This is a genomic window from Bradyrhizobium sp. USDA 4369, assembly GCF_054056435.1.
This window is the reverse complement of sequence record NZ_JBSRYH010000001.1, coordinates 2,274,773-2,298,463: the sequence shown is the minus strand read 5'-3', so window position 1 is coordinate 2,298,463 and position 23,691 is coordinate 2,274,773. Positions and strand designations below refer to the sequence as shown.

The window sequence follows — 23,691 nt, the reverse complement described above, 5'->3', positions numbered from 1 at the left end:
TCGGAGCGGAAACTGGGGCGCGGAACCTTCTACTTGGCTTGCCGTTGTCGGCGAATGGGACAGGTCCAGGACATCGCGCGGCCCGCTGTGTCGTCGGCTGATGAGGCGCCGATCATCGAAATCGCCGCCGAAAACGGCGCGCAGGTCGAGCCGCCTCCGCCGGAGGTGGTGGAGCCGGACCCTGAACTGTCGCCGGAGGATGCCGAACAGGTCCGCGAGCGCTATCTGCTGACGCGGTTCTGGATCAGTGCGCGCGGCTATTGGGGAGGAGCCGGCGACCGCCTCGCCTGGCCGTTCACGATCGGCCTTCTGGTGCTGATCGTCGGCACCGTCGCGTTTCAATATGGCATCAACGTCTGGAATCGGTCGATCTTCGACGCGATCGAGAAGCGCGATTCGGCGACCGTCTTCCATCTGACCGCGATCTTCTTCCCGCTGGCGATCGGCAGCGTGATTCTCGCCGTTGCGCAAGTCTATGCCCGGATGGCGATCCAGCGCCGCTGGCGCGCCTGGCTGACGAACAGCATCATCACGCGCTGGCTGGCCTCCGGGCGCTACTATCAGCTCAACCTCGTCAGTGGCGATCACAAGAACCCAGAATACAGGATCGCCGAGGATCTGCGCATCGCGACCGACTCACCGGTCGATTTCGTGGCCGGCGTCACCTCGGCGCTGCTCTCGGCGGCAACCTTCATCGTCGTACTCTGGACCATAGGCGGCGCGCTCACATTGCGCTTGGGCGGCACGAAGCTCACGATCCCCGGCTTCCTCGTGCTGGCCGCGGTGATCTACGCCGCCATCGCTTCGGGCTCGATCGTGACGATCGGCCGTCGCTTTGTGCAGACGTCCGAGGACAAGAATCAGGCAGAGGCCGACTTCCGCTACGCGCTGACGCGCGTGCGCGAAAACGGCGAGAGCATCGCGTTGCTCGGCGGCGAAGCCGAGGAGCGTGCTGGCATCGATCGGACGTTCGGCAACGTCCTGGGACAATGGGCGCGGCTCGCCGGGCAGCACATGCGCACGACGCTTGTGTCGCAGGGCTCGAGCCTCATCGCGCCGGTCGTGCCGCTGTTGCTGTGCGCACCGAAGTTTCTCGATGGCAGCATGACGCTTGGCCAGGTCATGCAGGCTGCGAGCGCTTTCACCATCGTGCAAACCGCCTTCGGTTGGCTGGTCGACAATTATCCGCGGCTGGCGGACTGGAATGCCTGCGCCCGCCGCATCGCCTCGTTGATGATGTCGCTCGATGCGCTCGAACGCGCGGAGCGCGGCGACGGCCTCGGCCGCATCAAGCATGGCGAGACGACGGGCGACGCAATGCTGAGCTTGAACGATCTTTCGGTGACGCTCGATGACGGCACCGCGGTCGTCGGCGAGACCGAGGTCGTGGTCGATCCCGGCGAACGTCTGCTCGTGGCCGGTGAGTCGGGGACCGGCAAGAGCACTCTTGTGCGCGCCATTGCCGGCCTGTGGCCGTGGGGCGGTGGCAGCATCAACTTTCATCCCGATCGCCGCCTGTTCATGTTGCCGCAGCGGCCCTACGTGCCGTCGGGCAGTCTGCGCCGTGCGGTGGCCTATCCCGGCGCAGCGGAGGATTGGCCTGTCGAGCAGGTCGCCGACGCGCTGCACAAGGTCGGGCTCGATCATCTCAAGGATCGGATCGAGGAAGAGGCCCCTTGGGATCAAACCCTGTCCGGCGGCGAGAAGCAGCGCCTGGCCTTCGCGCGACTGTTGCTGCACAATCCGGATATCGTGGTGCTCGACGAGGCCACCTCCGCGCTCGATGAGAAGAGCCAGGATCGCATGATGCAGGTCGTGACGAGCGAGCTGCCGAAGGCGACCATCGTTAGCGTCGCGCATCGTGCTGAGCTCGAAGCGTTTCACAGCCGGAAGATCGTGCTGGAACGGCGCAAGGGCGGCGCCAAGCTCGTGAGCGATATCGACCTGATCCCGCGCAAAGGTAAGCGGCGCCTCATCGGCCGGTTTCTGCGCCAGCGCAAGCGGGTCTGACCGGGCGCGCGAGGTCGCCGATCAACGACGATCGTGCTGCGCACGGTCTCAGAGAGGACACAATCGCGCCGCGCCCTCCGCATTGGAGTCCGCAGCAAAACCGGCTATCACACGTCGCCTCAGCTCAGGACGCGACTTTGACGCCAGACAACGATCCTTCTCCCGCCCCCTTTGGAGCCTTCGCTCCCAACGCCGCGCAGGCGCTCGTCATCCGGGTTGCGCGCGGCTCCGGCTTGAAGCGCGGTGCATTCCGGCCGATGCTGACGCGCATCGTCAATCTGCTCCGCGCGGGACCGCTCGACGTCGACTATCAAGGGGCGCGTTTCCGCTTTCATCATCAGGTCAGCGCGACTGAGCGCGGAGCGCTGTTCAATCCCGAGTATAATCGTGAGGAACTGGATTTTCTGCGCTGTCACATTCCGCCGGGCGGGGTGGCGGTCGATGTCGGCGCCAATGTCGGCACCTTCGCATTGCCGCTCGCGCGCCATGTCGGGCCGACCGGCCTGGTGATCGCGATCGAGCCGCATCCCGTGACCCATGCGCGGCTTGCCTTCAACCGCGATGCCTCGGCCCTGCCGCAGGTGAAGCTGTTCGCCGTCGCGGCCGGCGATAGCGATGGCGAGGTGATGATCGAAACCGATGGCGTCAATCTGGGCGCCAGCCACATCGTGGTCGGCCCCGCCGGGAGTGAGGCCATCAAGGTTCCATCGTTGCGGTTGCAGGCCATCCTCGAACAGGCTGGCGCGAACCGGATCGACGCGCTGAAGATCGATGTCGAAGGGTTCGAGGATCGCGTTCTGACCTGCTTCTTCAGAGATGTCCCTGACCTGCTGTGGCCGCGCGCGGTCGTCATCGAACATCTGTCACGCGACGAATGGCAGACCGATTGCCTCGCAGACATGCTGGGCCGGGGCTATCGCGAGATCGGGCGGACACGCAGCAACACGCTGCTGCTGCGGAGCTGAATTCGCCGCACCCGGTTCCGTTGCGGAGGTCGGAACATCGCGGCGCGCCGCGGCGTTATCGCTCCTGACATTCCAGGGAGCGGACCATGAGCAACGACGACATGCGCGATCAGGATCGCGCCTGGGACCTGATGAAGAAGATCGGCTTCGCCATGCTGGTCACGCGCGACGGTGACAAGCTGCGTGCGCGGCCGATGAGCGCCTATCTCGCGCGTGACGAGAACATGGTCTACTTCCTCACTGATGCGCGGCATCACAAGGATGAGGAGATCGCGCGCAATCCCCAGGTCAATTTGTCATTCGCAGACGCAGGCAGCCAGACATACGTATCGCTGACGGGGACCGCCGCCATTTCGAACGATCGCAACAAGATCCGCGATCTGTTCACGACGACGGCAAAAGCGTGGTGGGACAGCGCCGAGGACCCTAACATTCGGCTGCTGAAGATCACGCCTGATGACGCCGAGTTCTGGGATTCTCCCGGTACGGTTGTCAGCTACGTCAAAATGGCGGCCGCAGCCGTCACCGGCACGCGTCCTCACGTTGGCGACAACCGCAAGGTCTCGATGTGATGCCGATCGAGCCGCCCGAGATTCCGCCGGCCACGCCGGGTCGTCCGGTGGAGCCACCGCCGGAGGACCCGGTCGGCAATCCGAATCCCGAAGTGCCGCCGCCGATGCACGAGCCAGATATGCCGGCGCCGCCGCGCGAGTTGCCGGGCGAAACACCCAACGAGGTGCCGGCGCGCGGACCCCAGGGGCCGACCACGCCGAATCCGGCCACGGATTGATCGTGGTTGAGCCGTGATGATGGTGGACAGAGCACGGTACCGGCGTAGGCCGGCACCGCAGCGTTAAATCCCGGCAAGCCCTTGAAAATCAAGGTTGAATGAAACATGAATGGCGGCGGTCCGGCAGCCGGTTCACGTCGAAATAAATCGCCGCGCGAATTTGAACCCCGCCACAATCCAGCCTAACGCATAGCTGTTGATCACGCCGTGCTTCAAAAAGAACGTCTCGGGAAAACAATTCACATGAGCAAACTTCGCGTCCTGCTGCTTGCGACGACCGCGCTGTCGGCAATGCAACTGACGAGCTCCGGAGCCTACGCGCAGGGGGCGCCGATGGTCGTCGCCCAAGGTCCGGGCGGCGGCGAAGTCGGTCCGGATGGCCGACCGAAGCAGCAGCCGCAAGGTCAGCCGCAGCGACCCGGCCCTGGGGCGCCGCCACCGCATCAGGCTGCGCCTCCGCCGCCTCCCGCGCCGCCGCCGGCCGCTGCGCCACGCCCGGCACCTCCGCCGCCCGCGCCGCCACCGGCAGCGGCCCCGCGTCCCGCTCCCCCTCCACCACCGCCTCCTCCGCCGCGGGCCGAGCCGCCACGTCCGGCGCCGCCGCCGCCCCCTCCGCCACGGGCCGAGCCACCACGTCCGGCTGCTCCGCCGCCACCCCCACCGCCGCCGCCGCGGGCTGAGCCGCCACATGCGCCGCCGCCGCCACGGGCCGAACCGCCTGCACCTCCGCCGGCGCGTCCCGCGCCGCCTGTCGCGGCTCCGCCAGTGCACACGCCGCCGCCTCCCGCACCTCCCCCGGCTCCGCCGCATGAGCCGGCACGTCCGGCGACTCCGCCTGCGCCGCCGCCGGCGGCTGCTCCCGCGCGTCCAACGCCGCCCACGCCTCCCGTGGTCACGCCCGCCCCGCCGCCTCCGTCGAGTTCGGCACCGAACCAGCGGCCGGGAACGCCGCCGTCAGCCGTGACACCGCCACCTTCGCCTCCGGCGGCGGGGAACGCGCTACCGCCTGCGCACACGCCGCCGCCGTCCGCGGCGCCGTCTCCGCAGCCGACGCCGGCGCCGACTCCTCCAGGTGGCCCCGGGCAGCGGCCCCCGATACAGCCAGGTGCCGGCGCTCCGCCGCCCGGTGCTCCCCAGGGGGCATCGCCTCCGCGAGGCGCGCCGCCACCGCCGGCCGGAACCGTCGCGCCCGGCCCCGGAACGCCGCTTTCACCGGCGACGCCTCCGGCCGCGCAGACGCCGCCCCCGAATGCGCAACCTGGCGCGCCGTCGCCCGGCGCTCGTCCCGGCACGCCGCCTACGCCGCCGGCGGGCCCTGGTCCCGCTGCGGGTCCCGGCGGCGCCGCCGGGACAGCTCCCGGCACCGCCGCTCCTGGCCCCGGTGCGCAGGGGGCTGGGCCGCGCGGCACGCCGCCGCCGGCTGGAACCATCGCACCCGCGCCCGGAACGCCGTCCTCGCCGGCAACACCGCCGGCCGGCCAGACGCCGCCCCAGAATGCCCAGCCTGCCTCGCCGCCGCCGGCGAGCGCTGGTCCCGGCGCTGGTCCGGGTCCAGGTGGACCGGGAGCTACGCCGGCACCTGGACCGGGACCTGGTCCCGGAGCCGGTGCGCAGGGTGCGGTGCCGCCCGCCGGACCGCCGGCGATGACCAATCGGCCGCCGCCGCAGGTGGCAGCTCCGATTCCCGCGCCGCCCCCACCGTCACCCCAGCAGCTCACGCCGATTGCGCCTGGCGCGCCCTTGGTGGGGCCGCAGCGCCTCGAGGACTTCCGCGGTCAGCGCCGCGAGGTTCAGGAAGGCGGTCGCACCCTGATCTATGAGCCCGGCCGCGTCATCGTGCGCGATCCGGGCGGGCAGGAGTTCGTGCGTCATGACGAGCTCGAGCGCTTCCGCTACGGCGCCCGCGACATCCGCGTGATGCGGGAGGACCGCGGCGAGACACGCACCGTGGTGATCCGCCCGGACGGCAGCCAGATCGTGACGATCACCGCGCCCGACGGGCGGCTGCTGCGCCGCATCCGCCGTGATATCGGCGGCCGCGAGATCATCATCATCGACAATACCTACCGCGATCCCCAGGCGGTCGGCGGCTTCTATGTCGATCTGCCGCCGCCGGAGATCCGCATCCCCTACAACCGCTACATCGTCGACGCCGAGGAGGCGCCGCCGGATGTCATCTACGACACGCTGGTCGCGCCGCCCGTGGAGCGCGTCCAGCGCCGCTACTCGCTCGATGAAGTCCGCTACTCGCCGTCGGTGCGACAGCTGATGCCGTCGATCGATCTCAACACGATCACCTTCGAGACGGGATCGTGGGAGATCGGCCCTGATCAGGTGGCGAAGCTGCAGGTCATCGCCGACGGCCTCAACCAGGCGATCCAGCGCAACCCGCGCGAGGTCTTCCTGATCGAGGGCCACACCGATGCGGTCGGCAACGAGACGGACAATCTGTCGCTCTCGGACCGCCGCGCCGAATCGGTCGCGACCTTGCTGACCCAGCAATTCGGCGTTCCCGCCGAGAACCTGACGTCGCAGGGTTATGGCGAGCAGTACCTCAAGGAGCAGACGCAGGGACCGAGCCGCATCAACCGCCGCGTCACGGTCCGCCGCATCACGCCGCTGCTGAATGGCGGCCAGGCCGCGCTACCGCCGCCGCCCCCGGGCATCGCGCCGCCGCGCTGAGGCGCCGCGACCGAGACAAAATGAAAATGGCCGGGAGCGATCCCGGCCATTTTGCTGGAGACAACCTGTCTCGTCTTATTCGGTGTCGTCCCCGCGAACGTGGGACCCATACTCACAGGATCGAGTTTTGCGAGAGCTGGAGCTACCACCGTCTGTCAACGAGACCCGCCGGTGGTTATGGGTCCCTGCGTTCGCAGGGACGACAGCGGTGGAGACGGCCCTGTATCTTGCCTCAGCCTTCGCTCAGCCCTTGTCGTGGCCGAGCTGGAAGATCTGCGCGCCTTCCGACCCCGTCAACAGGCCGGTCTCCGAATAGAGCTTCAGCTTGGTGCGGGTGTCGGTGATGTCGAGATTGCGCATCGTCAGCTGGCCGATGCGGTCGGCGGGCGTGAAGGCGGCATCCTCGACCTTTTCCATGCTCAGCCGCTCCGGCTGATAGGTCAGGTTCGGGCTCTCGGTGTTGAGCAGCGAATAGTCATTGCCGCGGCGCAGCTCCAGGGTCACCTCGCCGGTGATCGCGCTGGCCACCCAGCGCTGCGCGGTCTCACGCAGCATCAGCGCCTGCGAGTCGAACCAGCGGCCCTGATAGAGCAGGCGTCCGAGGCGCAGGCCGTTGATGCGATACTGCTCGATCGTATCCTCGTTATGGATGCCGGTTAGCAGCCGCTCATAGGCGATGTGCAAGAGAGCCATGCCCGGCGCCTCGTAGATGCCACGGCTCTTGGCCTCGATGATGCGGTTTTCGATCTGGTCGCACATGCCGAGACCGTGGCGGCCGCCGATCGCATTGGCCTCCAGGAACAGCGCCACAGGATCGGTGAAGGTCTGGCCATTCAGCGCCACCGGCTGGCCTTCCTCGAAGCGCACCACGACCGTCTCGGGCTTGACGATGCAGTCCTCGCGCCAGAACGGCACGCCCATGATCGGGTTGACGATGCGGATGCCGCTATTGAGGTTCTCGAGATCCTTGGCTTCGTGGGTGGCACCGAGCAGATTGCTGTCGGTCGAATACGCCTTCTCGGCGCTCATCTTGTAGTCGAAGCCGTTGGCGGTGAGGAACGCCGACATCTCGGCGCGGCCACCGAGCTCGTCGATGAACTGCTGGTCGAGCCACGGCTTGTAGATCTTGAGGTTCGGATTGGTGAGCAGGCCGTAGCGGTAGAACCGCTCGATGTCGTTGCCCTTGTAGGTCGAGCCGTCGCCCCAGATGTTGACGCCGTCCTCCTTCATCGCGGCGACCAGCATGGTGCCGGTCACGGCGCGGCCGAGCGGTGTCGTGTTGAAATAGGTCGCGCCGCCGGTCGAGATGTGGAAGGCGCCGGACTGGATCGCGGCGATGCCCTCATGCACCAGCTGGGTCCGGCAATCGACCAGACGCGCCTTCTCGGCGCCGAAGCTCATCGCCTTGCGCGGGATCTCATCATAATCGGATTCGTCGGGCTGGCCGAGATTGGCGGTGTAGGCGAAGCAGCGCGCGCCCTTCTGCTTCATCCAGAGCAATGCTGCGCTCGTGTCGAGCCCGCCGGAGAAGGCAATGCCGACTTTCTCGCCCTTGGGCAGGCCCTTCAGGATCGTGGTCATGTGGAGTTCAACCGGGTGGTGGTGACGGTTTCGTTGCGAAATTCGGCGGCGAATAACAGATTTCGTCGCCTTGGGCACGCGATTAATCGCGCTCAGGCCGCAGGGTTGGCCCCCGCGGTCCGGCGGCGGGAGCGAAACAGCCGGCGTATCAGCCGGAAGCCCGGCCAGGCGATCCGCGTCAATGCGGCATCGATGCCGGCGTCGGTCAGGCGCGTCGACGGCCAGCGGTAGATGTAGCCATGAGTCAGCCAGATTACGAGGAAGGTGACGAGGCCGGCGGCGGCGACGTCGGTGAAGAAGTGGCCGCCGAACGCCATGCGCAGCACTGAGGTGGCGAGGCCGAACAGCACGGCGGCGCCGTAAGCGATCGGCCGGACCGCGGGGGGCGTCAGCGCGGCCGGCGCGAGCGTCCAGAACGCTGTGGCGCCCTCGCCGGAGAAGAACGAGCAGTTGCGGCCGCAGCCGCCGCGCGGATCCCACCACGGGACGAACTGCATGTCGCCGCCGAACTCCGTGACGACGACCGGCCGCGGTCGGCCCCAATAGGACTTGAAGGTGAAATTGGTGAGCACGCCGGCCGACAGTGACAGGGTCAGCAGCAGGAACGCGACGGTGCGGCCCCTGATGAGCAGCGGCCGGTCGGGCCGGATCAGCTTGACCACCAGCGCGACGATCGAGGGCAATGCGAGGCCCCAGGCGACCCACATCGCCGCGTCGCGCGCGAAAGCGGCGTAGCCGTCCAGCTTCAAGGGGAAGCTGCGGGTGTGCGGATCATAGAACAGCGCCGCCAGCTTGAGGTCGAGCTCAGGGTAGACGCCGAACAGCACGCCGATGACGAGCGCGAGCGACAATGCGATGAAGAGACCGGTGCGGTTCATGGCGCGCGGTTTAGCGAAAGCGCGTGGCCTTGGAAAGACCGGCCATCACCGCGGCGATCCCGACGGCAGCGGCGGCGGTGGTGGAAACGCGGGCGGCGGCTCGCGCCAGCGGCCGGCATTGCGCCCGGCGATCATCCAGTAGACGAGGCCGCCGAGGATGCCGGCCCCGCTCAGGATCTCGAACTGGCGGTGGTCGATGCCGTCGAAGCGAAACGTCTCCGGATCGAACGGAATCAAGCCGAGATAACAGGCCGCGCCGACCAGACCGCCGCCGATCGCATAAGCGAGCACGCTGCGGATCGACAACGCCTCGGTGATGAGGGCGATCAGCATCGCCGGGATCAAGGCGAAGCCGGATACGAAGATGAAGCCGAAGCCGATGACGATCTGGAACGCGCTCTGGTCGATCGGGGCGATGCCGAGATCTGATAGTTCGGGGAACAGAATGGCGGTCACGACGACCAGTCCCGCGACAAAGCACGCGACCAGGAACGCGAATGCGATCACGACGAGCCGGCCGATCAGCGCCATGGCGTGAAACCATTTCTAGGCAATGGAGGCCTGCTTTCGCCACGCGTCATGCCCGGGCTTGTCCCGGGCATCCGCGTCGTCCGTTCCAGAGCAAACACGTGGATGGCCGGGTCAAGCCCGGCCATGACGACTCATTAATGGCTGGCCTGACGAGGACGAGACTATCAATCCGTCATCGCCATCGCGCGCAGCGCCTGGCGCTCGCGCGCCGACAGCTTCTCGGTTTCCGACTTCAGCTGGCCGCAGGCGGCGAGGATGTCGCGGCCACGCGGCGTGCGCACCGGCGAGGAGTAGCCCGCGTTGAAGACGTATTCCGAGAATTTCTCGATCTGTTCCCAGTCCGAACATTCATAGGCCGAGCCGGGCCAGGGATTGAACGGGATCAGGTTGATCTTGGCCGGAATGCCCTTGAGCAGCTTGACCAGCAGCCTGGCATCGTCGAGCGAATCGTTGACGCCCTTGAGCATCACATATTCGAAGGTGATGCGGCGGGCATTCGAGGCGCCGGGATAATCGCGGCAGGCCTGCAGCAGCTCGGCAATCGGATATTTGCGGTTGAGCGGGACCAGCTCGTTGCGCAGCTCGTCGCGCACCGCATGCAGCGAGATCGCCAGCATGACGCCGATTTCCTCGCCGGCGCGCTTGATGTTCGGCACCACGCCCGACGTCGACAGCGTGATGCGGCGTCGGGAGATGCCGATGCCTTCATTGTCGGATACGATCAGCAGCGCATCGCGCACCGCGTCGAAATTGTACAGCGGCTCGCCCATCCCCATCATGACGATATTGGTGATCAGGCGATTGCCGTGCGGCGTCTCGCGATCCGCCCAATCGTTGAGCCGGTCGCGCGCTACCATGACCTGGCCGACGATCTCGCCCGCGGTGAGATTGCGCACCAGACGCTGTGTGCCGGTATGGCAGAAGGCGCAGTTCAGCGTGCAGCCGACCTGGGAGGAGACGCACAAGGTGCCGCGGTCGGTCTCCGGAATGTAGACGCATTCGACCTCATGCGCCTTCTGCAGATCGTCGCCGCTCGGCAGCCGCAGCAGCCATTTGCGGGTGCCGTCATTGGAGATCTGCTCGGCCACCACCTCGGGGCGGTCGACCGTGAAGCGCTCGGCCAGCGCGGTGCGCGTATCCTTCGACACCGAGCTCATCTCGTCGAACGATCTGGCGCCGCGGAAGTAGATCCAGTGCCACAGCTGCTGCACCCGCATCTTCTGCTGCCGCTCGGGAACGCCGACGTCGCCGAGCCTGGCCGCCAGCTCCGCGCGCGACAACCCGATCAGCGACGGCTTCGCCGGCGGCACGTAGGTTTCGAGCGGGGTCTTTTCGAGGGGCGCGTCGGGTTCGCGCAGCCCGGCAGTCCTTGCCATGTCCAGGGGCCCAAAATGCTGCCCGGCCGCTGCGGCCGAAGGCTTTCGTGGCCTTATATAACGATCCGGCCGGCAAATGCGACCGGCAAGACAGGGCGGTAAAAGCGTGACCTGACCTAGCGGCGGCAGTCCTGGGCGATGCGATCGAGCGCCTGCGCCAAGCCCTTCAGCGAGAACACGTCGGTGGTCTCGGTCCCCTTGACCGAGACGCCCTTGACCACGGCCTCGGGAGCCTTGCGCATCGCATCCACCATGCGCTCTTCCTCGGCCGCATTCTTGATCCAGAGCCCGTCACCCTGGGTGTACATCGCATAAGAGGCCCCGCCGACGTCCAGCGTTGCCTCGGAGCCCGGCTTCAGCGCGTAGCCGATCATGATCGAGACCTCGTTGGTCACCTTCTCGGCCGGCCGGGTCGAGACAAAGGCATAGGCTGGATCGCGCGGACGATTGGCGGGATTGGTTTTCGACGAGGCGGGCTTGGCCAGGGCAAAGCAGACCTTCTTGCCACCCGGCGCGGCCGTATAGGCGCCCCATCCGCCGAACTGGCCGATCAGCGTCGGTTCCACGCCGCCAATGTTCGGGACTGCCGGTTTCGCCTCGGTCTTGGGTGAGGCTTTCGGCTGTGGCGCCGCAGCCTTGGCTCCGGCCTTTGGTGCTGCCGTCTGGGCCAAAGCCAGGGACGGCCCGCCGAGCACGAGTACGCCGGCCGCCAGCACTGTCGACAATCGCAATAAAAACATGATGAAGCTAAGTTCCCCTGCGATTTCGTTCGACCAATAATGTGACTGCATAATGGCCCGGAATCGCCGACCGGCTGCGGCGAGGGATAGCGGCTAAACGCATCGTTTGCAAAGCCGGATCGACGGCCGCGCGCGTCGGTCGCGCGGCAAGCTCCGCGCGATCATCGTCACATCGGGTGATCGTGACTTCGACGCACGTCGGAGCGTCTTTGTTCCGAGTGGCGGTATTTGTCGCTGCTCGTCGTGTGAAGCGCACGTGATGGCGATTGTCGCGGGGGTGCAAATCCGGCATGACGTTCCAAAAGCCGGGCCCGGTCCGGACAACAGCCAAGGAGCGCCCATGAAAGCCATTCTCTGCTCGCAATTCTGTCAGCCGGACGATCTCGTCCTTGCGGACGTGCCGGATCCGGTGGCTGGTCCCGGGGAGGCCGTCATTGCGATCAAGGCTGCGGCGCTGAACTTCTTCGACATCCTGATGATCCAGGGCAAGTACCAGATGAAGCCGCCGTTCCCGTTCTCGCCGGGCGCGGAGGTCGCGGGTGTCATCGAGAGCGTCGGCGAAGGCGTAACCGATCTGAAGGCCGGCGACCGGGTGGTGGCGTCCTGCGGACATAACGGTGCCCGCCAGAAGATCGCGCTGCCCGCCGCCGCGATCGTCAAGATCCCCGACAATCTCGATTTCGACCGCGCCGCTGGCATCATCATCATCTACGGAACGGCGCTGCATGCGCTGGAGGATCGCGCCAGCCCCAAGCCCGGCGAGACACTCGCGGTGCTCGGCGCTGCCGGGGGCACCGGTCTTGCGGCCTGTGAGCTCGGCAAGCTGATGGGGCTGAAGGTCATCGCCTGCGCGTCGTCAGACGAGAAGCTCGAATTCGCGCGGCAGCATGGCGCAACGCTGACCTTGAACTACGCCAAGGAAGATCTGAAGGAAGGCCTGCGCCGCCTGACCGATGGCAAGGGCGCCGACATCATCTTCGATCCGGTCGGCGGAACTTACGCCGAAGCGGCGTTGCGCTCGATCGCCTGGGAAGGCCGCTTCCTCGTGATCGGCTTTGCCGCCGGTGACATTCCGAAGATGCCGCTCAACCTCGCGCTGTTGAAGGGCTGCGACATTCGCGGCGTGTTCTGGGGCGCATGGACACGGCTCAATCCGGAAAAGAACCGCGCCAATCTCGAGAAGCTCGTGCAGTGGACGGCGGAAGGCAAGCTGTCGTCGCATGTCGATCGGACCTTCCCACTGGCGCAGACGGCTGATGCCCTCAAGGTCCTCGCTGGGCGGCAGGCCATGGGCAAGGTGATCCTGCATCCGTGACGCCGTGAGAATCGCCTGCCCTGGTTGAGGGGCGTGCGTTGTCATGCGCGGTCAAAAAGCGCCGGCCTTGTGGCCGGCGCGCTGCATTTCGGACCTAATTTGATACGTCCTGATCGCCTGCTGGCCCGTCGCGGGCGATCAACGAACTTCGGTGCGGAATGATCGTCCGACGGCAATCTTCTGATACCAGCCAGAGCCGGTCACGCCACGTCTGCCGCCAGACGGCTGCAACCTGGTGACGAAAAACTGAAAACGAGCGTGTTTTGGTTAATGCAACCAAGGCAAATTGTGGCACGGTAAATTCGGGTGATTAGTCGTTGTTGCCTCTTGATTATCACACGTTGCGCGGGGCAATAATCTGATCAGCTCGCCACAATGAGATCATAATTTACCCAGAATCGCGCCAGCTCTTGTCCACTTTTAGTCGGATTCAATTAGTCAATTAGTTGGTGGCAGTGGGGTGCCTCTAACAATCGTAACGGTCTCGAGCTTCTGACGAGCTTGAGACCGCACGTGTGTTGCGTGACGTGAGATGGGGAAGAAGGCCATGGCTGAGCGGACGACCCGCGGACGTTTCGAGGACAGGAACCAACCTGAATCTGGATTTGGTCCTTTTCCTGACGATCCGCCGCCTGAGCGCAATCGGACCTATCGTTTCGGCAGGTCGGCCCAGGACAACTATCCGGCCGACGAGTCCATGCCGATGTTCCTCTCCGAATATGAGAGCGGTCATCCCATCGAGAGCACGCAGTTCGAGGAGCAGTGGCCGGCGCGGGCGCGCCGCACGTCGATCTCGTCGCGCATTCTGTTGGCTGTTCTTGCCGCGGCCGGCGTCGCCATGCTGTTCGCGCTGGTGACGTCGGATGCGACCCGCGACCTCATCGCCACCGCCAAGGCATCGATCATCGGCAGCACCCCTGATCCCACCGCGCCTCCCCAGCCCAGCGGCACCCAGCTGACTGCGCGTGACATGCAGCTGAATGAGCCGGCCCGACTGCCGCCGGAAGCGTCCGCCGTGGCCTCGCCGGTGCAGACCGCGGCCGTCGCGCCGAGCCGGGACGACATCGCCAACGCGTATCAGACTGCGCTGCAGAACCGCGTCGTTACTCAGCCTGCGCCTGCTGCACCCAACGCGGCTGCCGCGCCGGCCGGGTCCTCGGCCATGGCGCCGTCCTCCATCACGTCCCCCGGTGCCGGAGCCGCGATCGTGGCTCCGGGCCTGGGCGCTGTGACGGCGGCCCCTCCGCCGGTGCAGACGCGGCGGCTGGAGCCGGATGAGCTGGCCGGCATCATGAAGCGCGCCAAGGGGCTGCTCGCGGCAGGCGATATTCCGTCCGCCCGCCTGCTGCTCGAGCGTGCGGCCGAAGCACAGGAGCCGGCGGCGGCACTGATGCTGGCGCAGACCTATGATCCGCATGTGCTCGGAACCAAGGACATCCGCAACATCAATGCCGATCCGACGGCCGCCCGCAATTGGTATCGCAGGGCGGCTCAGCTCGGTTCATCCGAAGCGCAGCGGCGCCTCGACCAGCTGCAGAATTGAGCACACATGGCGGCTGTTGCCGTCGTGTTTGGTTTTTTGCTTTTAGACATGATCTTCGAACCAATCCTCGGCGCCCGCTTTGACCCGGCGCTGTCCGCGTTCCGGTGAGCGATCATGTGCCCGACTTGAATGAAGGGGGATACATGCGACGTCTTTTTGGAGCGGCCGTTGCCGCCATCATCCTCGCGCTCGGATTTTCTGCCCATGCCGAGGAGAGCGAATTCGATCCCGCCAAGGTCAGCGACAGCCTGAAGGCGATCTTCCAGTTCGGCTCGGTGCAGACCAAGCAGGCGTTGAACGCCAATACGGTGACGCTGATCACCGGCACGATCGGCGGCACCTATGTGCAATTCGGCGCCGACCTCGCCTCGCTGCTGGATGACGGCAACAATCTGCGCGTTCTGCCGATCGTCGGCCGCGGCTCGGTGCAGAGCGTGGCCGACATCCTGTTCCTGCAGGGTGTCGACCTCGGCGTCGTCCGCGCCGACACGCTGGACTATCTGGAGCGCAAGGGCTTCGCCAAGGACATCAAGAAGCAGTTCACCTACGTCACCAAGCTCTACAATGAGGAGATGCAGGTGATCGCGCCGCGTGCGGTGCGTAATCTGCGCGACCTCGAGGGTCGCCGTGTCAGCGTCGACCTGCCCAATGGCGGCACCTTCGTGACCGCGCTGACCGTGTTCGAACGGCTCGGCCTGCGGGCGAACTTCCTCTACATCGAGCAGCGCATCGCGATGGAGAAGCTGAAGCGCGGCGAGCTCGACGCCGTCATCGTCGTCGGCGGCAAGCCCTACAAGTCGGTCAGCAACTTCGTGAACGACGGCCGCTTCCATCTCGTCAATGTGGACTACGACCGGCCGCTGCAGAACGACTATCTCCCGGCGACCTTGACCGCGAAGGACTATCCGAACCTGATCGCCGAGGGCGAGAAGGTGGATACGATCGCAGTGCCGGCGGTGCTCGCGGCCTATAATTGGGCGCCGAACACCGATCGTTATCGCAAGCTCGCGACCTTCGTCGATGCGTTCTTCACCAAGTTTCCGGCGTTCCAGAACCCGCCTTTCCATCCGAAGTGGAAGGAAGTCTCGCTCTCGGCGCCGCTGGCGGGCTGGCAGCGTCTTCCCTCGGCGAGCAAATGGCTCGAGAGCCACGCGATGGAAGGCGCCCAGCGCGATCGCTTCGACGACTTCCTGAAGCAGAGCAACGCCGGCAAGAACCTTCAGAGCGACGCCGAGCGGGAAGCCCTGTTCAAGCAGTATCAGGCCTGGGAGGCCGAAAAGACCGGCAGCGCCCGCGCCCAGGCTCGGGGACAGCGGTGAGCGGCTGATCCCGGCTCAGTCCAGGTCGAAGCAAATGAAAAGCCCCGCCGCATGGCGGGGCTTTTTGTTGAGCAGTCCAGACGATGAGTGTGGCCATCCAAGGCCAGTCGGCATCAACCGGCGTCAGCTTCCGCATCCGGATCATGCTTCGCAGCGAGCCGCGCAAGCGCATCGCGCGCAGCAGCGCGATGGTCCGGCGTGATGTGCGAGGCCACCATGCGGATGGCCGTGGCGAGCACGGCCGCGTCATCGGTGAAGCCGAGAACCGGCATCACGTCGGGCAGAAAATCGAACGGCAGAATGAAGTAGGCGATGGCGCCAAGCAGCGCGGCCTGGACGTGCCGCGGCGTCTCCTTGTCGAAGGCGCAGTAATACGCGGCAAGCAGATCCTCGGCGAAGGGCAGCCGGGCAACGACCTGCTTGAACTTGACCCAGAACCGCCGGCGCACAGTGTCGCGGTCCCGCGCCAGCCGGTCGGCAGGCTCGAAACCCACGCTGTAGTCGGTCGTATCCGACGCCATGTGTCATCTCCAGGTTCCGGATGTCGCCATGGAGCGCCATCCCCGGCACATGTGGGGATGGCCAATGCTGCCGCAAGTCGCAGGGCCGGGTTCAGGCCATCGATGCGGCGATCGCATCCATCGCCTCGGCGAGCTCGACATCAAGCCGCGTCAGGCCTCCGGCATCATGCGTCGAGAGCACGACCTCGACGGTGCGGTAGACGTTGCGCCATTCGGGGTGGTGATCGCGCTTCTCGGCCATGAGCGCGACCCGCGTCATGAAGCCGAACGCTTCGTTGAAGTCCCGGAACGTGAAGCTGCGGGTGATCGCGTCGCGGCCGTCCAGCTCGGTCCAGCCGGGGAGTCTCCGCAGCGCGTCGCTCCGTGCCTCCGCAGATAATCGTTCCATCATGTCAACCTCCCGTTCACCTCGTGGATGGCCCGCGCCCTTGTGCCGCACCCGGACCTTTACGGGCTACAATGTGCAGCCGTCGCGATGATCGCGCCACATCGTTCAAAAGGCAGCTCTCACCCGGCCGATCCCGCCGGGTCATGGAACTGCCCCGATGATCGGGCCACTTGGGTCCGGTAACCATGACGCAGATGTCACCCCGGGCGGACAAGAAATTTGCTACAGTCTACCTCTAGAGCAGAACGAGGGCAGGCGGCGCTGCGCGTGGCGCCGCTTCCGAGCCGTCGGATGACCGGAGGACCGGACCTGGTAGACCCACAGACCACGCCAGCGCAGCGCTCGCAAATGCGCCCTGCCGTGTTCATCGTCATCGCCGGGATCCTCGCGATTGTCGGCGCGCTGGCGGGTGCCTACTATTTCGCGATGCGGCCGGTGACCCTGAAGATCGCGGTCGGTCCCCCGAACAGTGACGACCTCAAGGTCGTCCAAGCCCTCACACAAGCCTTTTCGCAATCCCATGCCGCGGTGCGGCTCCGTCCGGTTCCGACCGAAGGCGCGGCCGAGAGCGCGCAGGCGCTTGCCGCTGCCAAGGTCGATCTCGCGATCGTGCGCGGCGACCTCGAAGTGCCGAAGAATGCCCAGGCCGTCGCGACCCTGCGCAAGAACGTCGCCGTGCTCTGGGTGCCGCCGGTGGCCAAGGGCAAAGGGCGCAAGAGTGGTGCCAAGATCACCAAGATCTCGCAATTGGCCGGGCACAAGGTCGGCATTATCGGGCGGACCCCGGCAAACGTGAACCTGCTGAAGGTCGTCCTGCATCAATACGGCGTCGATGCCAGCAAGGTCGAAATCATCCAATTTCCGATTTCGGAGGCGGCCGAGGCGGTACGCAACCAGAAGGCGGATGTCTATCTCGCGGCCGGGCCGGTCAATAGCAAGATCACCGCGGATGCCATCGCCGCCGCGACCAAGGATGGTGGCGTGCCGACCTTCCTGGCGATCGACTCCGCCGAGGCGATCGCGCAGAACCATCCCGAATATGAATCGACCGATATCCCCGCCGGTGCCTTTGGCGGCTCGCCGGACCGGCCCGAGGACGAAGTCAAGACCATCAGCTTCACTCACCACATCGTGGCGCGGAAGGGCCTGTCGGATGCGACGGTGTCGACGTTCACCCGCCAATTGTTCTCGGTGCGCCAGCAGTTGATGTCGGAATTCCCGCTGGCCGCCAAGATCGAGACCCCCGACACCGACAAGGACGCTGCGATTCCCGCCCATCCCGGCGCCGCGGCATTCGTCGACGGCGAGGAGAAGACGTTTCTGGACCGCTACAGCGACTACATCTGGTGGGGGCTGATGACGCTTTCGGCGATGGGCTCGGCGGGCGCCTGGTTCGCCGGCTATCTCAAGCGGGACGAACGTACCATCAACAGCTCGCTGCGCGACCGGCTGCTGGAGATGATCACGATCGCACGCAAGAGCGATTCGACCGAGGAGCTCGATCAGCTGCAAGGTGAGGCCGACGAGATCCTGCGCAATACGCTGACCTGCTTCGAGGATGGCGCGATCGAGCATGCCGCTCTCACCGCGTTCAACATTGCTCTGGAGCAGTTCCACAACGCGGTCGCCGACCGCAAGCTGATCCTGATGAGCATGCCGGCCAATCTGCAGCGCACCGGCGCGCAATTGCGCGCCGCCGGCACCTGAGCCCGCCCGTTCCCCAACGGTCCTGCCTGTGAACGGTATCCCGATGCGCTCGGTGTGGTCGTGTTATTCCAGCGTCACCAATCTTTTCTAGGCCTGCCGTGGTGGCGGCGGCGCTGATTGCACGCGCCATCCAAGCAGGAGATTCGCATGACCATTCACCTTTCGCGCCCGCAGCTGTCCAAGCTGTCCCGCCGCCGTTTCCTCTCGACGGTGGCTGCCGCCGGCGTCACGACGCTGTCGATGCCCTATCTGAGCCGCGCCGCCGACCGGCCGCAGATCACGCATGGCGTCCAGTCCGGCGACGTCAGCATGGATGGCGGCGTGGTCTGGGCCCGTGCCGACCGCCCGTCGCAAATGCTGGTCGAGGTCGCGACGACGGAGTCGTTCAAGAACGCGCGCAGCCTGGCGCCGGTCGCGGCGCTGCCCGAAAGCGATTTCACCGCCAAGATGCTGCTGGAGAATCTGCCGAGCGGCCAGGACATCTTCTACCGCGTCAAATTCCGCGACCTCTCGCACACCGCCGTCGAGAGCGAGGCGGTGGTCGGCCGCTTCCGCACCGCGCCCGGCAACAAGCGCGACGTCTCGTTCGTCTGGGGCGGCGACGTGGCGGGGCAGGGATGGGGCATCAATCCCGACGATGGCGGCATGTTCACCTTCGCCACCATGAAGAAGCACCGGCCCGACTTCTTCCTCCATTCCGGCGACACCATTTATGCCGACGGCCCGATCAAGTCCGAGGTCAAGCTGCCGGACAACAAGGTCTGGAAAAACTTGACGGTGGAAGAGAAGGCCAAGGTCGCCGAGACGCTCGACGAATTCCGCGCGGCTCATAAGTATAACTTCCTCGACGAGAACGTTCGAGCCTTCAATGCCGAGGTGCCGATCTTCGTGCAGTGGGACGATCACGAGGTGACCAACAACTGGTCGGCCTCCAAGGAGCTGCCGGCGGCCTACAAGGAGCGCAACATCCAGCTGCTCGCCGCGCGCGCGGCCCGCGCTTTCCACGAGATGTATCCGATGCGCGAGAGCATCGCCGAGCCGGGCCGGGTCTATCGCACCATCAATTACGGCCCGCATCTCGACGTCTTCGTGCTCGACGAGCGCAGCTATCGCGGCGCCAACGGCCCGAACCTCGAGGACAAATATGGCCCGTCGTCCTATTTCATCGGGCCCGAGCAGATGCGCTGGCTGAAGCAGGCGCTGCTGAACTCGCGCGCGACCTGGAAGGTGATTGCCTCCGACATGCCGCTCAGCCTGATCGTCTATGACGACGCGACCAACAAGAAGGGCTCCGAGGCGATTGCGCAGGGCGATGGTCCGGCGCGCGGGCGCGAGCTGGAGATCGCCGAGATCCTGCGCTTCATCAAGACGGCGCCGATCCCGAACACCGTCTGGCTGACGGCGGATGTGCATTACGCCGCCGCGCATTACTACGATCCGAACAAGGCGCAGTTCCAGGACTTCGAGCCGTTCTGGGAGTTCGTCTCCGGTCCGCTGCATGCCGGCACGTTCGGTCCGAACGAGCTCGACAACACCTTCGGCCCCGAGGTGCGCTTCATCAAGGCGCCCGGTCTCGACAAGCAGAACCTGCCGCCGTCCGCCGGCATGCAGTTCTTCGGCCACGTCAAGATCGACGGCGAGAGCGGACAGATGACCGTGACGCTGCGCGATCGCGCCGACGTCGCGCTGTGGTCGACGACCCTCGACCCGAAGCTCGGCTGAGCCGGCGGCCGCACTCGAAAACGCAGTAGGGTGTTGCGGCGGCAGCTAAGCCTGCCGCCGCAACACCGCCTCCAGCGCCTCGGTCGGACACGGCTTCGGCAGCCGCGGCCGGTCGCCGAACGCCGCCGGCACGCGGTCGGCGCCGTAGCCGGTCGAGAATGCGAAGGGAATGCCGAGCGTTGTCAGCCGCTCGGCGATCGCGAAGCTCTTTTCGCGCACGAGGCCGACATCGAGCAGCGCGAATTGCGGTACGCGCTCCTCGATCATGGCGAGAGCGCTGGCCACATTGGCCGCGACTCTGATGAGGGGAATGCCAAGATCCGTAATCGTATCTTCGAGGCCGAGCGCAATGATCGGGTCGTCTTCGACGACCAGCACGTCCTGATAATGCTCGGGCACGCTGGACTGCGAGCTTGTCATGATCTGCGGGGTTCCGGGTGAAGGCCCCGCTGCCCGGCGCCTCCTTGTAAGCGCGCCGGGGGGTTCCTGGAACCGAAGGCAGCATATCAGAGTTCCTGTGTCGGTGCACTTGTGAACACAAGGGGCGGGGATCACGCACATGCGCATGGCGCGGGGAACGATGATGCTGAACCAAGCTGTGACGACGCTGTCCCGGGAGCGGCCCTACAACAATCTGCTGCGACGCTTGAGTCCGGCCGACTACGCGCTCATCGCGCCGCATCTCGTCGAGGACGCGGCGGCGCCGAATGATCTGCTCTACCGTCCCGGCGACGACGTTCAGATCGTGCATTTCCCCTGCGGGCCGGCGCTGACGTCCTATCTGGTGCCGAACGAGGATGGTCGCGACGTCGAAACCATCCTGGTCGGACGTGAGGGCGCGGTGGGCGGCATCGTCAGCGAAGGCTTCCTGCCTGCCTATACGCGCATCGTCGTCAAGTTCGGCGGGCCCTTTGCGCGGCTGCCGCTGTCGCGACTCGCCGCCGCCAAGCTGCAATCGAAGACGCTGCGCAACGTGTTCGCCCGCTATGCCGATTGCATGCTGGCGCAGGTGTTTCAGTCGACCGCCTGCAACGCCATCCATTCGATCGAACAGCGCACGGCGAAGTGGATCGTCGCGGCGCTGGACCGCACGGATGGCGAGCCGATCGTGCCGCTGACCCACGAGCAATTGGCGACCTTGCTCGGTGTCGGCCGCAGCTATGTCAGCCGTGTCGTGCAGACCTTCAGGGCGGAAGGAATTCTCGACACGCGGCGCGGCGCCTTCATGGTGCGCGACTTCGAGGCGCTGAAACAGCGCTCCTGCCTGTGCAACGAGGCGGTGAAGACGCATTTCGAAGAGGTGTTGCGCGGCGTCTATCCTACCGAGCAGGCCGCGACGGGCTGATCCGATCCCGGCATTGCCTTTGCCTGCTGGAACTTGTCATAGTCCGGATGCAACCGGATTTGGGAAGTTCTCAGGGCAGGCATGGACGGCGCCGTTCTCCACGCGATCTTCGACGTCGGTGCCTGGCTCAGCGCGGCGGCCGCCGGCTGGTGGCTCGCGCGCTTTGGCGGCGTGAGCTTTCCCCGGCAGTCGACCGAATGGCCCTATATCGCCGCGCTCGTATTCGGCGCCGGCCTCGGCGCGTATCTGTTCGGCACGCTGAACCTGTGGCTCTCCGGGATGGCCGGGCTGGCGCGCTCGGTCGAGGGCGCGCTCGCCGGCGGCATTATCGCGGTCGAACTCTACAAATGGCGCCACGGCATCACCTTGCGCACCGGGGCGCGCTTTGCACTGCCGTTCGCGGTCGGGGTCGCCGTCGGGCGGATTGGCTGCTTTGCGGCCGGGCTCGACGATTTCACCTACGGCACGCCGACGGCTCTGCCCTGGGGCCATGATTTCGGCGACGGCATCCAGCGCCATCCGGTGCAGCTCTATGAGAGCCTCGCGATGGCCACCTTTGCCGCCGCCTATGTCGTCGCGGTGCTCAGGCGGAATGCGGCGGTGATCGACAGCGGCTTCTATCTCGCGCTTCTGGTCTACGGCGTGCAGCGCTTCGTCTGGGAATTTTTCAAGCCGTACGGGCCGGTCGTTGGCCCCTTCACCTTGTTTCACCTGCTGTCGCTCGCCATTGCGGCCTACGCCCTGGCGATGCTGGCAACCGCGCCGCAATCGAAGGTCATGCATGAACGCGCCGCTGCGTAAGTCACGTCCCTATGTGTTCTGGGGACAGACCCAATCCCTGTGCGAGACGTGTCTCGCGCTGGTGCCGACCAAGATCCAGATCCAGGACAACGAGGTCTGGTACGAGAAGCGCTGCAAGGAGCACGGCGTGCAGTCGACGCTTGTCTCCGATGACGCGGCCTATTGGCGGCGCTGCAAGGCGTTCATCAAGCCGGGCGATACGCCGCTCAGCTTCCAGCGCCGCACCGAATATGGCTGCCCCTATGATTGCGGCCTGTGCCCGGACCACGAGCAGCATTCCTGCCTGGCGCTGATCGAGATCACCGATCACTGCAACCTAACCTGCCCGGTGTGTTTCGCCGAATCGTCGCCGCAGCGGGCGCATTTCACCCCGCTTGCGACCGTCGAGCGGATGCTGGACGCGCTGGTGACAAGCGAGGGCGAGCCGGACCTCGTACAGATCTCCGGCGGTGAGCCGACGCTTCATCCGCAATTCTTCGACATCCTGGCTGCGGTGCGCGCCCGCCCGATCCGCCACGTCATGATCAACACCAACGGCCTGCGCATCGCCCGCGAGGCGGACTTCGTGGCGCGCTTGGCCGAGAACAGGCGCGGGCTCGAAGTCTATCTGCAGTTCGATTCGCTGTCGCGCGCCGGCCTCACCGACATCCGCGGTGCCGATCTGCGCCGCATCCGCCAGCAGGCGCTGGAAAATCTCGAACGCGAGGGCATCTCGACGACGTTGGTGGCGACCATCAAGCGCGGCGTCAATGACGACGAGATCGGCGACATCGTGCGTCATGCGCTGCAATGGTCCTGCGTGCGCGGCGTGACCCTGCAGCCGGTGCAGGACGCCGGCCGCAACGCCGGCTTCGACAAGGACACCGACCGCATCATGCTGTCGGAGATCCGCCGCCGTGTCGTCGCGACCGGCGTGTTTGGCGAGCAGGACATGATCCCGCTGCCTTGCAACCCCGAGAGCATCTCGATCGGCTATGGCCTGCGCAATGGCACGACGGTGCTGCCGCTGACCGCGATGGTGCCCCAGGAGGAACTGTTGTCGGTGATGCCCAACACGATCAGCCCGGAGAAATATCCGGCGCTGCGCGACAAGTTCATCGAGCTGTTCTCGCTGTCGTCGGGGCCGCTGAATACCAGCGAGCGCGTCGCCGAATTCCTCTGCTGCCTGCCCTCGGTCCAGGTGCCCGACAATCTCGGCTACGAGCACGTGTTTCGCGTTACCATCGTGCAGTTCCTCGACCGCTTCAATTTCTGTGTCGGCAACGTCAAGCGCTCCTGCATCCATTTCGTCACCGAGCGCGGCGAGATCATCCCGTTCGACACCTACAATCTGTTCTACCGCAACGGCGCCATCGACGGCATCCGCGCCCGGCTGGCGAAGGGCCAACGGGCGTGAGTGAGCCGGAGTCTGATCTGACCTCACCGCAGCAGGGGCCCCGGCGCTCTGTCCAGCGAGGCTGCTCTACGGCAGAATTCG

At 65.9% G+C, this 23,691-nt stretch carries 22 protein-coding genes; 13 read left to right on the top strand and 9 right to left on the bottom strand.

Annotated elements, in window-relative coordinates; all coding sequences use genetic code 11:
- Positions 1-54: 54 nt before the first annotated feature.
- From ACVIJ6_RS10410 to ACVIJ6_RS10395, 4 genes are all read left to right on the top strand, one after another.
- Positions 55-2,010 (top strand): ABC transporter ATP-binding protein/permease, encoded by a 1,956-nt coding sequence (locus ACVIJ6_RS10410; protein ID WP_456772643.1) that lies wholly within the window; start codon positions 55-57, stop codon positions 2,008-2,010.
- Between the two features lie 137 nt (positions 2,011-2,147).
- Positions 2,148-2,975: an FkbM family methyltransferase gene (locus tag ACVIJ6_RS10405; RefSeq protein WP_456772642.1), complete on the top strand. Its 828-nt coding sequence runs from the start codon at positions 2,148-2,150 to the stop codon at positions 2,973-2,975.
- A gap of 86 nt (positions 2,976-3,061) precedes the next feature.
- Positions 3,062-3,547, top strand: coding sequence for a pyridoxamine 5'-phosphate oxidase family protein (locus ACVIJ6_RS10400; RefSeq protein ID WP_456772641.1), 486 nt, complete (start codon positions 3,062-3,064; stop codon positions 3,545-3,547).
- Entirely contained in the window at positions 3,547-3,765 is a 219-nt protein-coding gene (locus tag ACVIJ6_RS10395; protein WP_456772640.1) for a hypothetical protein, read from the top strand. Before ACVIJ6_RS10400 ends, ACVIJ6_RS10395 begins: the two co-directional genes overlap by 1 nt.
- A gap of 132 nt (positions 3,766-3,897) precedes the next feature.
- Here ACVIJ6_RS10395 and ACVIJ6_RS10390 read toward each other — a convergent pair whose 3' ends face one another.
- A complete protein-coding gene (locus ACVIJ6_RS10390; RefSeq protein ID WP_456777181.1) occupies positions 3,898-4,209 on the bottom strand; it encodes a hypothetical protein in 312 nt (103 codons plus the stop codon).
- Here ACVIJ6_RS10390 and ACVIJ6_RS10385 point away from each other — a divergent pair.
- Positions 4,099-6,447: an OmpA family protein gene (locus ACVIJ6_RS10385; protein WP_456776957.1), complete on the top strand. Its 2,349-nt coding sequence runs from the start codon at positions 4,099-4,101 to the stop codon at positions 6,445-6,447. The genes ACVIJ6_RS10390 and ACVIJ6_RS10385 overlap by 111 nt on opposite strands.
- A gap of 243 nt (positions 6,448-6,690) precedes the next feature.
- On the opposite strand, the gene argG is transcribed toward ACVIJ6_RS10385, so the two are convergent.
- The 5 genes from argG to ACVIJ6_RS10360 form a co-directional block, all read right to left on the bottom strand.
- Complete coding sequence (gene argG / locus ACVIJ6_RS10380) at positions 6,691-8,028, bottom strand: argininosuccinate synthase (RefSeq protein WP_456772639.1); 1,338 nt, start codon at positions 8,026-8,028, stop codon at positions 6,691-6,693.
- Positions 8,029-8,120: 92 nt separating this feature from the next.
- Positions 8,121-8,906, bottom strand: a complete 786-nt coding sequence (locus ACVIJ6_RS10375; protein WP_456772638.1) for a phosphatase PAP2 family protein — start codon at positions 8,904-8,906, stop codon at positions 8,121-8,123.
- Between the two features lie 45 nt (positions 8,907-8,951).
- Entirely contained in the window at positions 8,952-9,437 is a 486-nt protein-coding gene (locus ACVIJ6_RS10370) for a hypothetical protein (protein ID WP_456772637.1), read from the bottom strand.
- Positions 9,438-9,601: 164 nt separating this feature from the next.
- The gene (rlmN, locus tag ACVIJ6_RS10365; RefSeq protein ID WP_456772636.1) at positions 9,602-10,813 is read right to left on the bottom strand and encodes a 23S rRNA (adenine(2503)-C(2))-methyltransferase RlmN; all 1,212 of its coding nucleotides are present in this window, start codon (positions 10,811-10,813) and stop codon (positions 9,602-9,604) included.
- A 116-nt stretch (positions 10,814-10,929) separates the two neighbouring features.
- Positions 10,930-11,553, bottom strand: coding sequence for an invasion associated locus B family protein (locus ACVIJ6_RS10360; RefSeq protein ID WP_456772635.1), 624 nt, complete (start codon positions 11,551-11,553; stop codon positions 10,930-10,932).
- Positions 11,554-11,893: 340 nt separating this feature from the next.
- Here ACVIJ6_RS10360 and ACVIJ6_RS10355 point away from each other — a divergent pair, with 340 nt between their 5' ends.
- From ACVIJ6_RS10355 to ACVIJ6_RS10345, 3 genes are all read left to right on the top strand, one after another.
- Positions 11,894-12,868, top strand: a complete 975-nt coding sequence (locus ACVIJ6_RS10355) for an NADPH:quinone oxidoreductase family protein (protein ID WP_012040596.1) — start codon at positions 11,894-11,896, stop codon at positions 12,866-12,868.
- A 547-nt stretch (positions 12,869-13,415) separates the two neighbouring features.
- Positions 13,416-14,411, top strand: a complete 996-nt coding sequence (locus ACVIJ6_RS10350; protein ID WP_456772634.1) for a hypothetical protein — start codon at positions 13,416-13,418, stop codon at positions 14,409-14,411.
- 143 nt (positions 14,412-14,554) lie between these two features.
- Entirely contained in the window at positions 14,555-15,730 is a 1,176-nt protein-coding gene (locus tag ACVIJ6_RS10345; protein WP_456772633.1) for a TAXI family TRAP transporter solute-binding subunit, read from the top strand.
- A 113-nt stretch (positions 15,731-15,843) separates the two neighbouring features.
- On the opposite strand, the gene ACVIJ6_RS10340 is transcribed toward ACVIJ6_RS10345, so the two are convergent.
- Together ACVIJ6_RS10340 and ACVIJ6_RS10335 are read right to left on the bottom strand one after the other, a co-directional pair.
- Positions 15,844-16,251, bottom strand: coding sequence for a YkvA family protein (locus ACVIJ6_RS10340; RefSeq protein WP_456772632.1), 408 nt, complete (start codon positions 16,249-16,251; stop codon positions 15,844-15,846).
- Between the two features lie 91 nt (positions 16,252-16,342).
- Positions 16,343-16,642, bottom strand: a complete 300-nt coding sequence (locus tag ACVIJ6_RS10335; RefSeq protein WP_456772631.1) for a 4a-hydroxytetrahydrobiopterin dehydratase — start codon at positions 16,640-16,642, stop codon at positions 16,343-16,345.
- 357 nt (positions 16,643-16,999) lie between these two features.
- Here ACVIJ6_RS10335 and ACVIJ6_RS10330 point away from each other — a divergent pair, with 357 nt between their 5' ends.
- Positions 17,000-18,346: a TAXI family TRAP transporter solute-binding subunit gene (locus ACVIJ6_RS10330; RefSeq protein ID WP_456776956.1), complete on the top strand. Its 1,347-nt coding sequence runs from the start codon at positions 17,000-17,002 to the stop codon at positions 18,344-18,346.
- Positions 18,347-18,493: 147 nt separating this feature from the next.
- The gene (locus tag ACVIJ6_RS10325) at positions 18,494-20,068 is read left to right on the top strand and encodes an alkaline phosphatase D family protein (RefSeq protein ID WP_456772630.1); all 1,575 of its coding nucleotides are present in this window, start codon (positions 18,494-18,496) and stop codon (positions 20,066-20,068) included.
- 45 nt (positions 20,069-20,113) lie between these two features.
- Here ACVIJ6_RS10325 and ACVIJ6_RS10320 read toward each other — a convergent pair whose 3' ends face one another.
- Positions 20,114-20,488 carry a response regulator gene (locus tag ACVIJ6_RS10320; protein ID WP_456772629.1) on the bottom strand — a complete coding sequence of 125 codons (375 nt, stop codon included), beginning with the start codon at positions 20,486-20,488 and terminating at the stop codon, positions 20,114-20,116.
- A gap of 163 nt (positions 20,489-20,651) precedes the next feature.
- On the opposite strand from ACVIJ6_RS10320, the gene ACVIJ6_RS10315 reads away from it, so the two are divergent.
- The 3 genes from ACVIJ6_RS10315 to ACVIJ6_RS10305 all read left to right on the top strand — a co-directional run bounded on the left by ACVIJ6_RS10315 (position 20,652) and on the right by ACVIJ6_RS10305 (position 23,610).
- Positions 20,652-21,413: a Crp/Fnr family transcriptional regulator gene (locus ACVIJ6_RS10315; protein ID WP_456772628.1), complete on the top strand. Its 762-nt coding sequence runs from the start codon at positions 20,652-20,654 to the stop codon at positions 21,411-21,413.
- A gap of 81 nt (positions 21,414-21,494) precedes the next feature.
- Positions 21,495-22,214 carry a prolipoprotein diacylglyceryl transferase gene (locus ACVIJ6_RS10310; RefSeq protein WP_456772627.1) on the top strand — a complete coding sequence of 240 codons (720 nt, stop codon included), beginning with the start codon at positions 21,495-21,497 and terminating at the stop codon, positions 22,212-22,214.
- On the top strand, positions 22,195-23,610 hold the full coding sequence (locus ACVIJ6_RS10305; protein ID WP_456772626.1) for a radical SAM protein: 1,416 nt from the start codon (positions 22,195-22,197) through the stop codon (positions 23,608-23,610). Before ACVIJ6_RS10310 ends, ACVIJ6_RS10305 begins: the two co-directional genes overlap by 20 nt.
- The last annotated feature ends 81 nt before the right edge of the window (positions 23,611-23,691 follow it).

Excerpts from the sequence above, each read along its gene's own strand:
- ACVIJ6_RS10410 (WP_456772643.1), top strand. The coding sequence starts at position 55 with ATGGGACAGGTCCAGGACATCGCGCGGCCCGCTGTGTCGTCGGCTGAT.
- ACVIJ6_RS10400 (WP_456772641.1), top strand. The coding sequence starts at position 3,062 with ATGAGCAACGACGACATGCGCGATCAGGATCGCGCCTGGGACCTGATG.
- ACVIJ6_RS10395 (WP_456772640.1), top strand. The coding sequence starts at position 3,547 with ATGCCGATCGAGCCGCCCGAGATTCCGCCGGCCACGCCGGGTCGTCCG.
- ACVIJ6_RS10385 (WP_456776957.1), top strand. The coding sequence starts at position 4,099 with ATGGTCGTCGCCCAAGGTCCGGGCGGCGGCGAAGTCGGTCCGGATGGC.
- ACVIJ6_RS10390 (WP_456777181.1), bottom strand. The coding sequence starts at position 4,209 with ATGCGGTGGCGGCGCCCCAGGGCCGGGTCGCTGCGGCTGACCTTGCGG.
- argG (WP_456772639.1), bottom strand. The coding sequence starts at position 8,028 with ATGACCACGATCCTGAAGGGCCTGCCCAAGGGCGAGAAAGTCGGCATT.
- ACVIJ6_RS10375 (WP_456772638.1), bottom strand. The coding sequence starts at position 8,906 with ATGAACCGCACCGGTCTCTTCATCGCATTGTCGCTCGCGCTCGTCATC.
- ACVIJ6_RS10370 (WP_456772637.1), bottom strand. The coding sequence starts at position 9,437 with ATGGCGCTGATCGGCCGGCTCGTCGTGATCGCATTCGCGTTCCTGGTC.
- rlmN (WP_456772636.1), bottom strand. The coding sequence starts at position 10,813 with ATGGCAAGGACTGCCGGGCTGCGCGAACCCGACGCGCCCCTCGAAAAG.
- ACVIJ6_RS10360 (WP_456772635.1), bottom strand. The coding sequence starts at position 11,553 with ATGTTTTTATTGCGATTGTCGACAGTGCTGGCGGCCGGCGTACTCGTG.
- ACVIJ6_RS10355 (WP_012040596.1), top strand. The coding sequence starts at position 11,894 with ATGAAAGCCATTCTCTGCTCGCAATTCTGTCAGCCGGACGATCTCGTC.
- ACVIJ6_RS10350 (WP_456772634.1), top strand. The coding sequence starts at position 13,416 with ATGGCTGAGCGGACGACCCGCGGACGTTTCGAGGACAGGAACCAACCT.
- ACVIJ6_RS10345 (WP_456772633.1), top strand. The coding sequence starts at position 14,555 with ATGCGACGTCTTTTTGGAGCGGCCGTTGCCGCCATCATCCTCGCGCTC.
- ACVIJ6_RS10340 (WP_456772632.1), bottom strand. The coding sequence starts at position 16,251 with ATGGCGTCGGATACGACCGACTACAGCGTGGGTTTCGAGCCTGCCGAC.
- ACVIJ6_RS10335 (WP_456772631.1), bottom strand. The coding sequence starts at position 16,642 with ATGATGGAACGATTATCTGCGGAGGCACGGAGCGACGCGCTGCGGAGA.
- ACVIJ6_RS10325 (WP_456772630.1), top strand. The coding sequence starts at position 18,494 with ATGACCATTCACCTTTCGCGCCCGCAGCTGTCCAAGCTGTCCCGCCGC.
- ACVIJ6_RS10320 (WP_456772629.1), bottom strand. The coding sequence starts at position 20,488 with ATGACAAGCTCGCAGTCCAGCGTGCCCGAGCATTATCAGGACGTGCTG.
- ACVIJ6_RS10315 (WP_456772628.1), top strand. The coding sequence starts at position 20,652 with ATGCTGAACCAAGCTGTGACGACGCTGTCCCGGGAGCGGCCCTACAAC.
- ACVIJ6_RS10310 (WP_456772627.1), top strand. The coding sequence starts at position 21,495 with ATGGACGGCGCCGTTCTCCACGCGATCTTCGACGTCGGTGCCTGGCTC.
- ACVIJ6_RS10305 (WP_456772626.1), top strand. The coding sequence starts at position 22,195 with ATGAACGCGCCGCTGCGTAAGTCACGTCCCTATGTGTTCTGGGGACAG.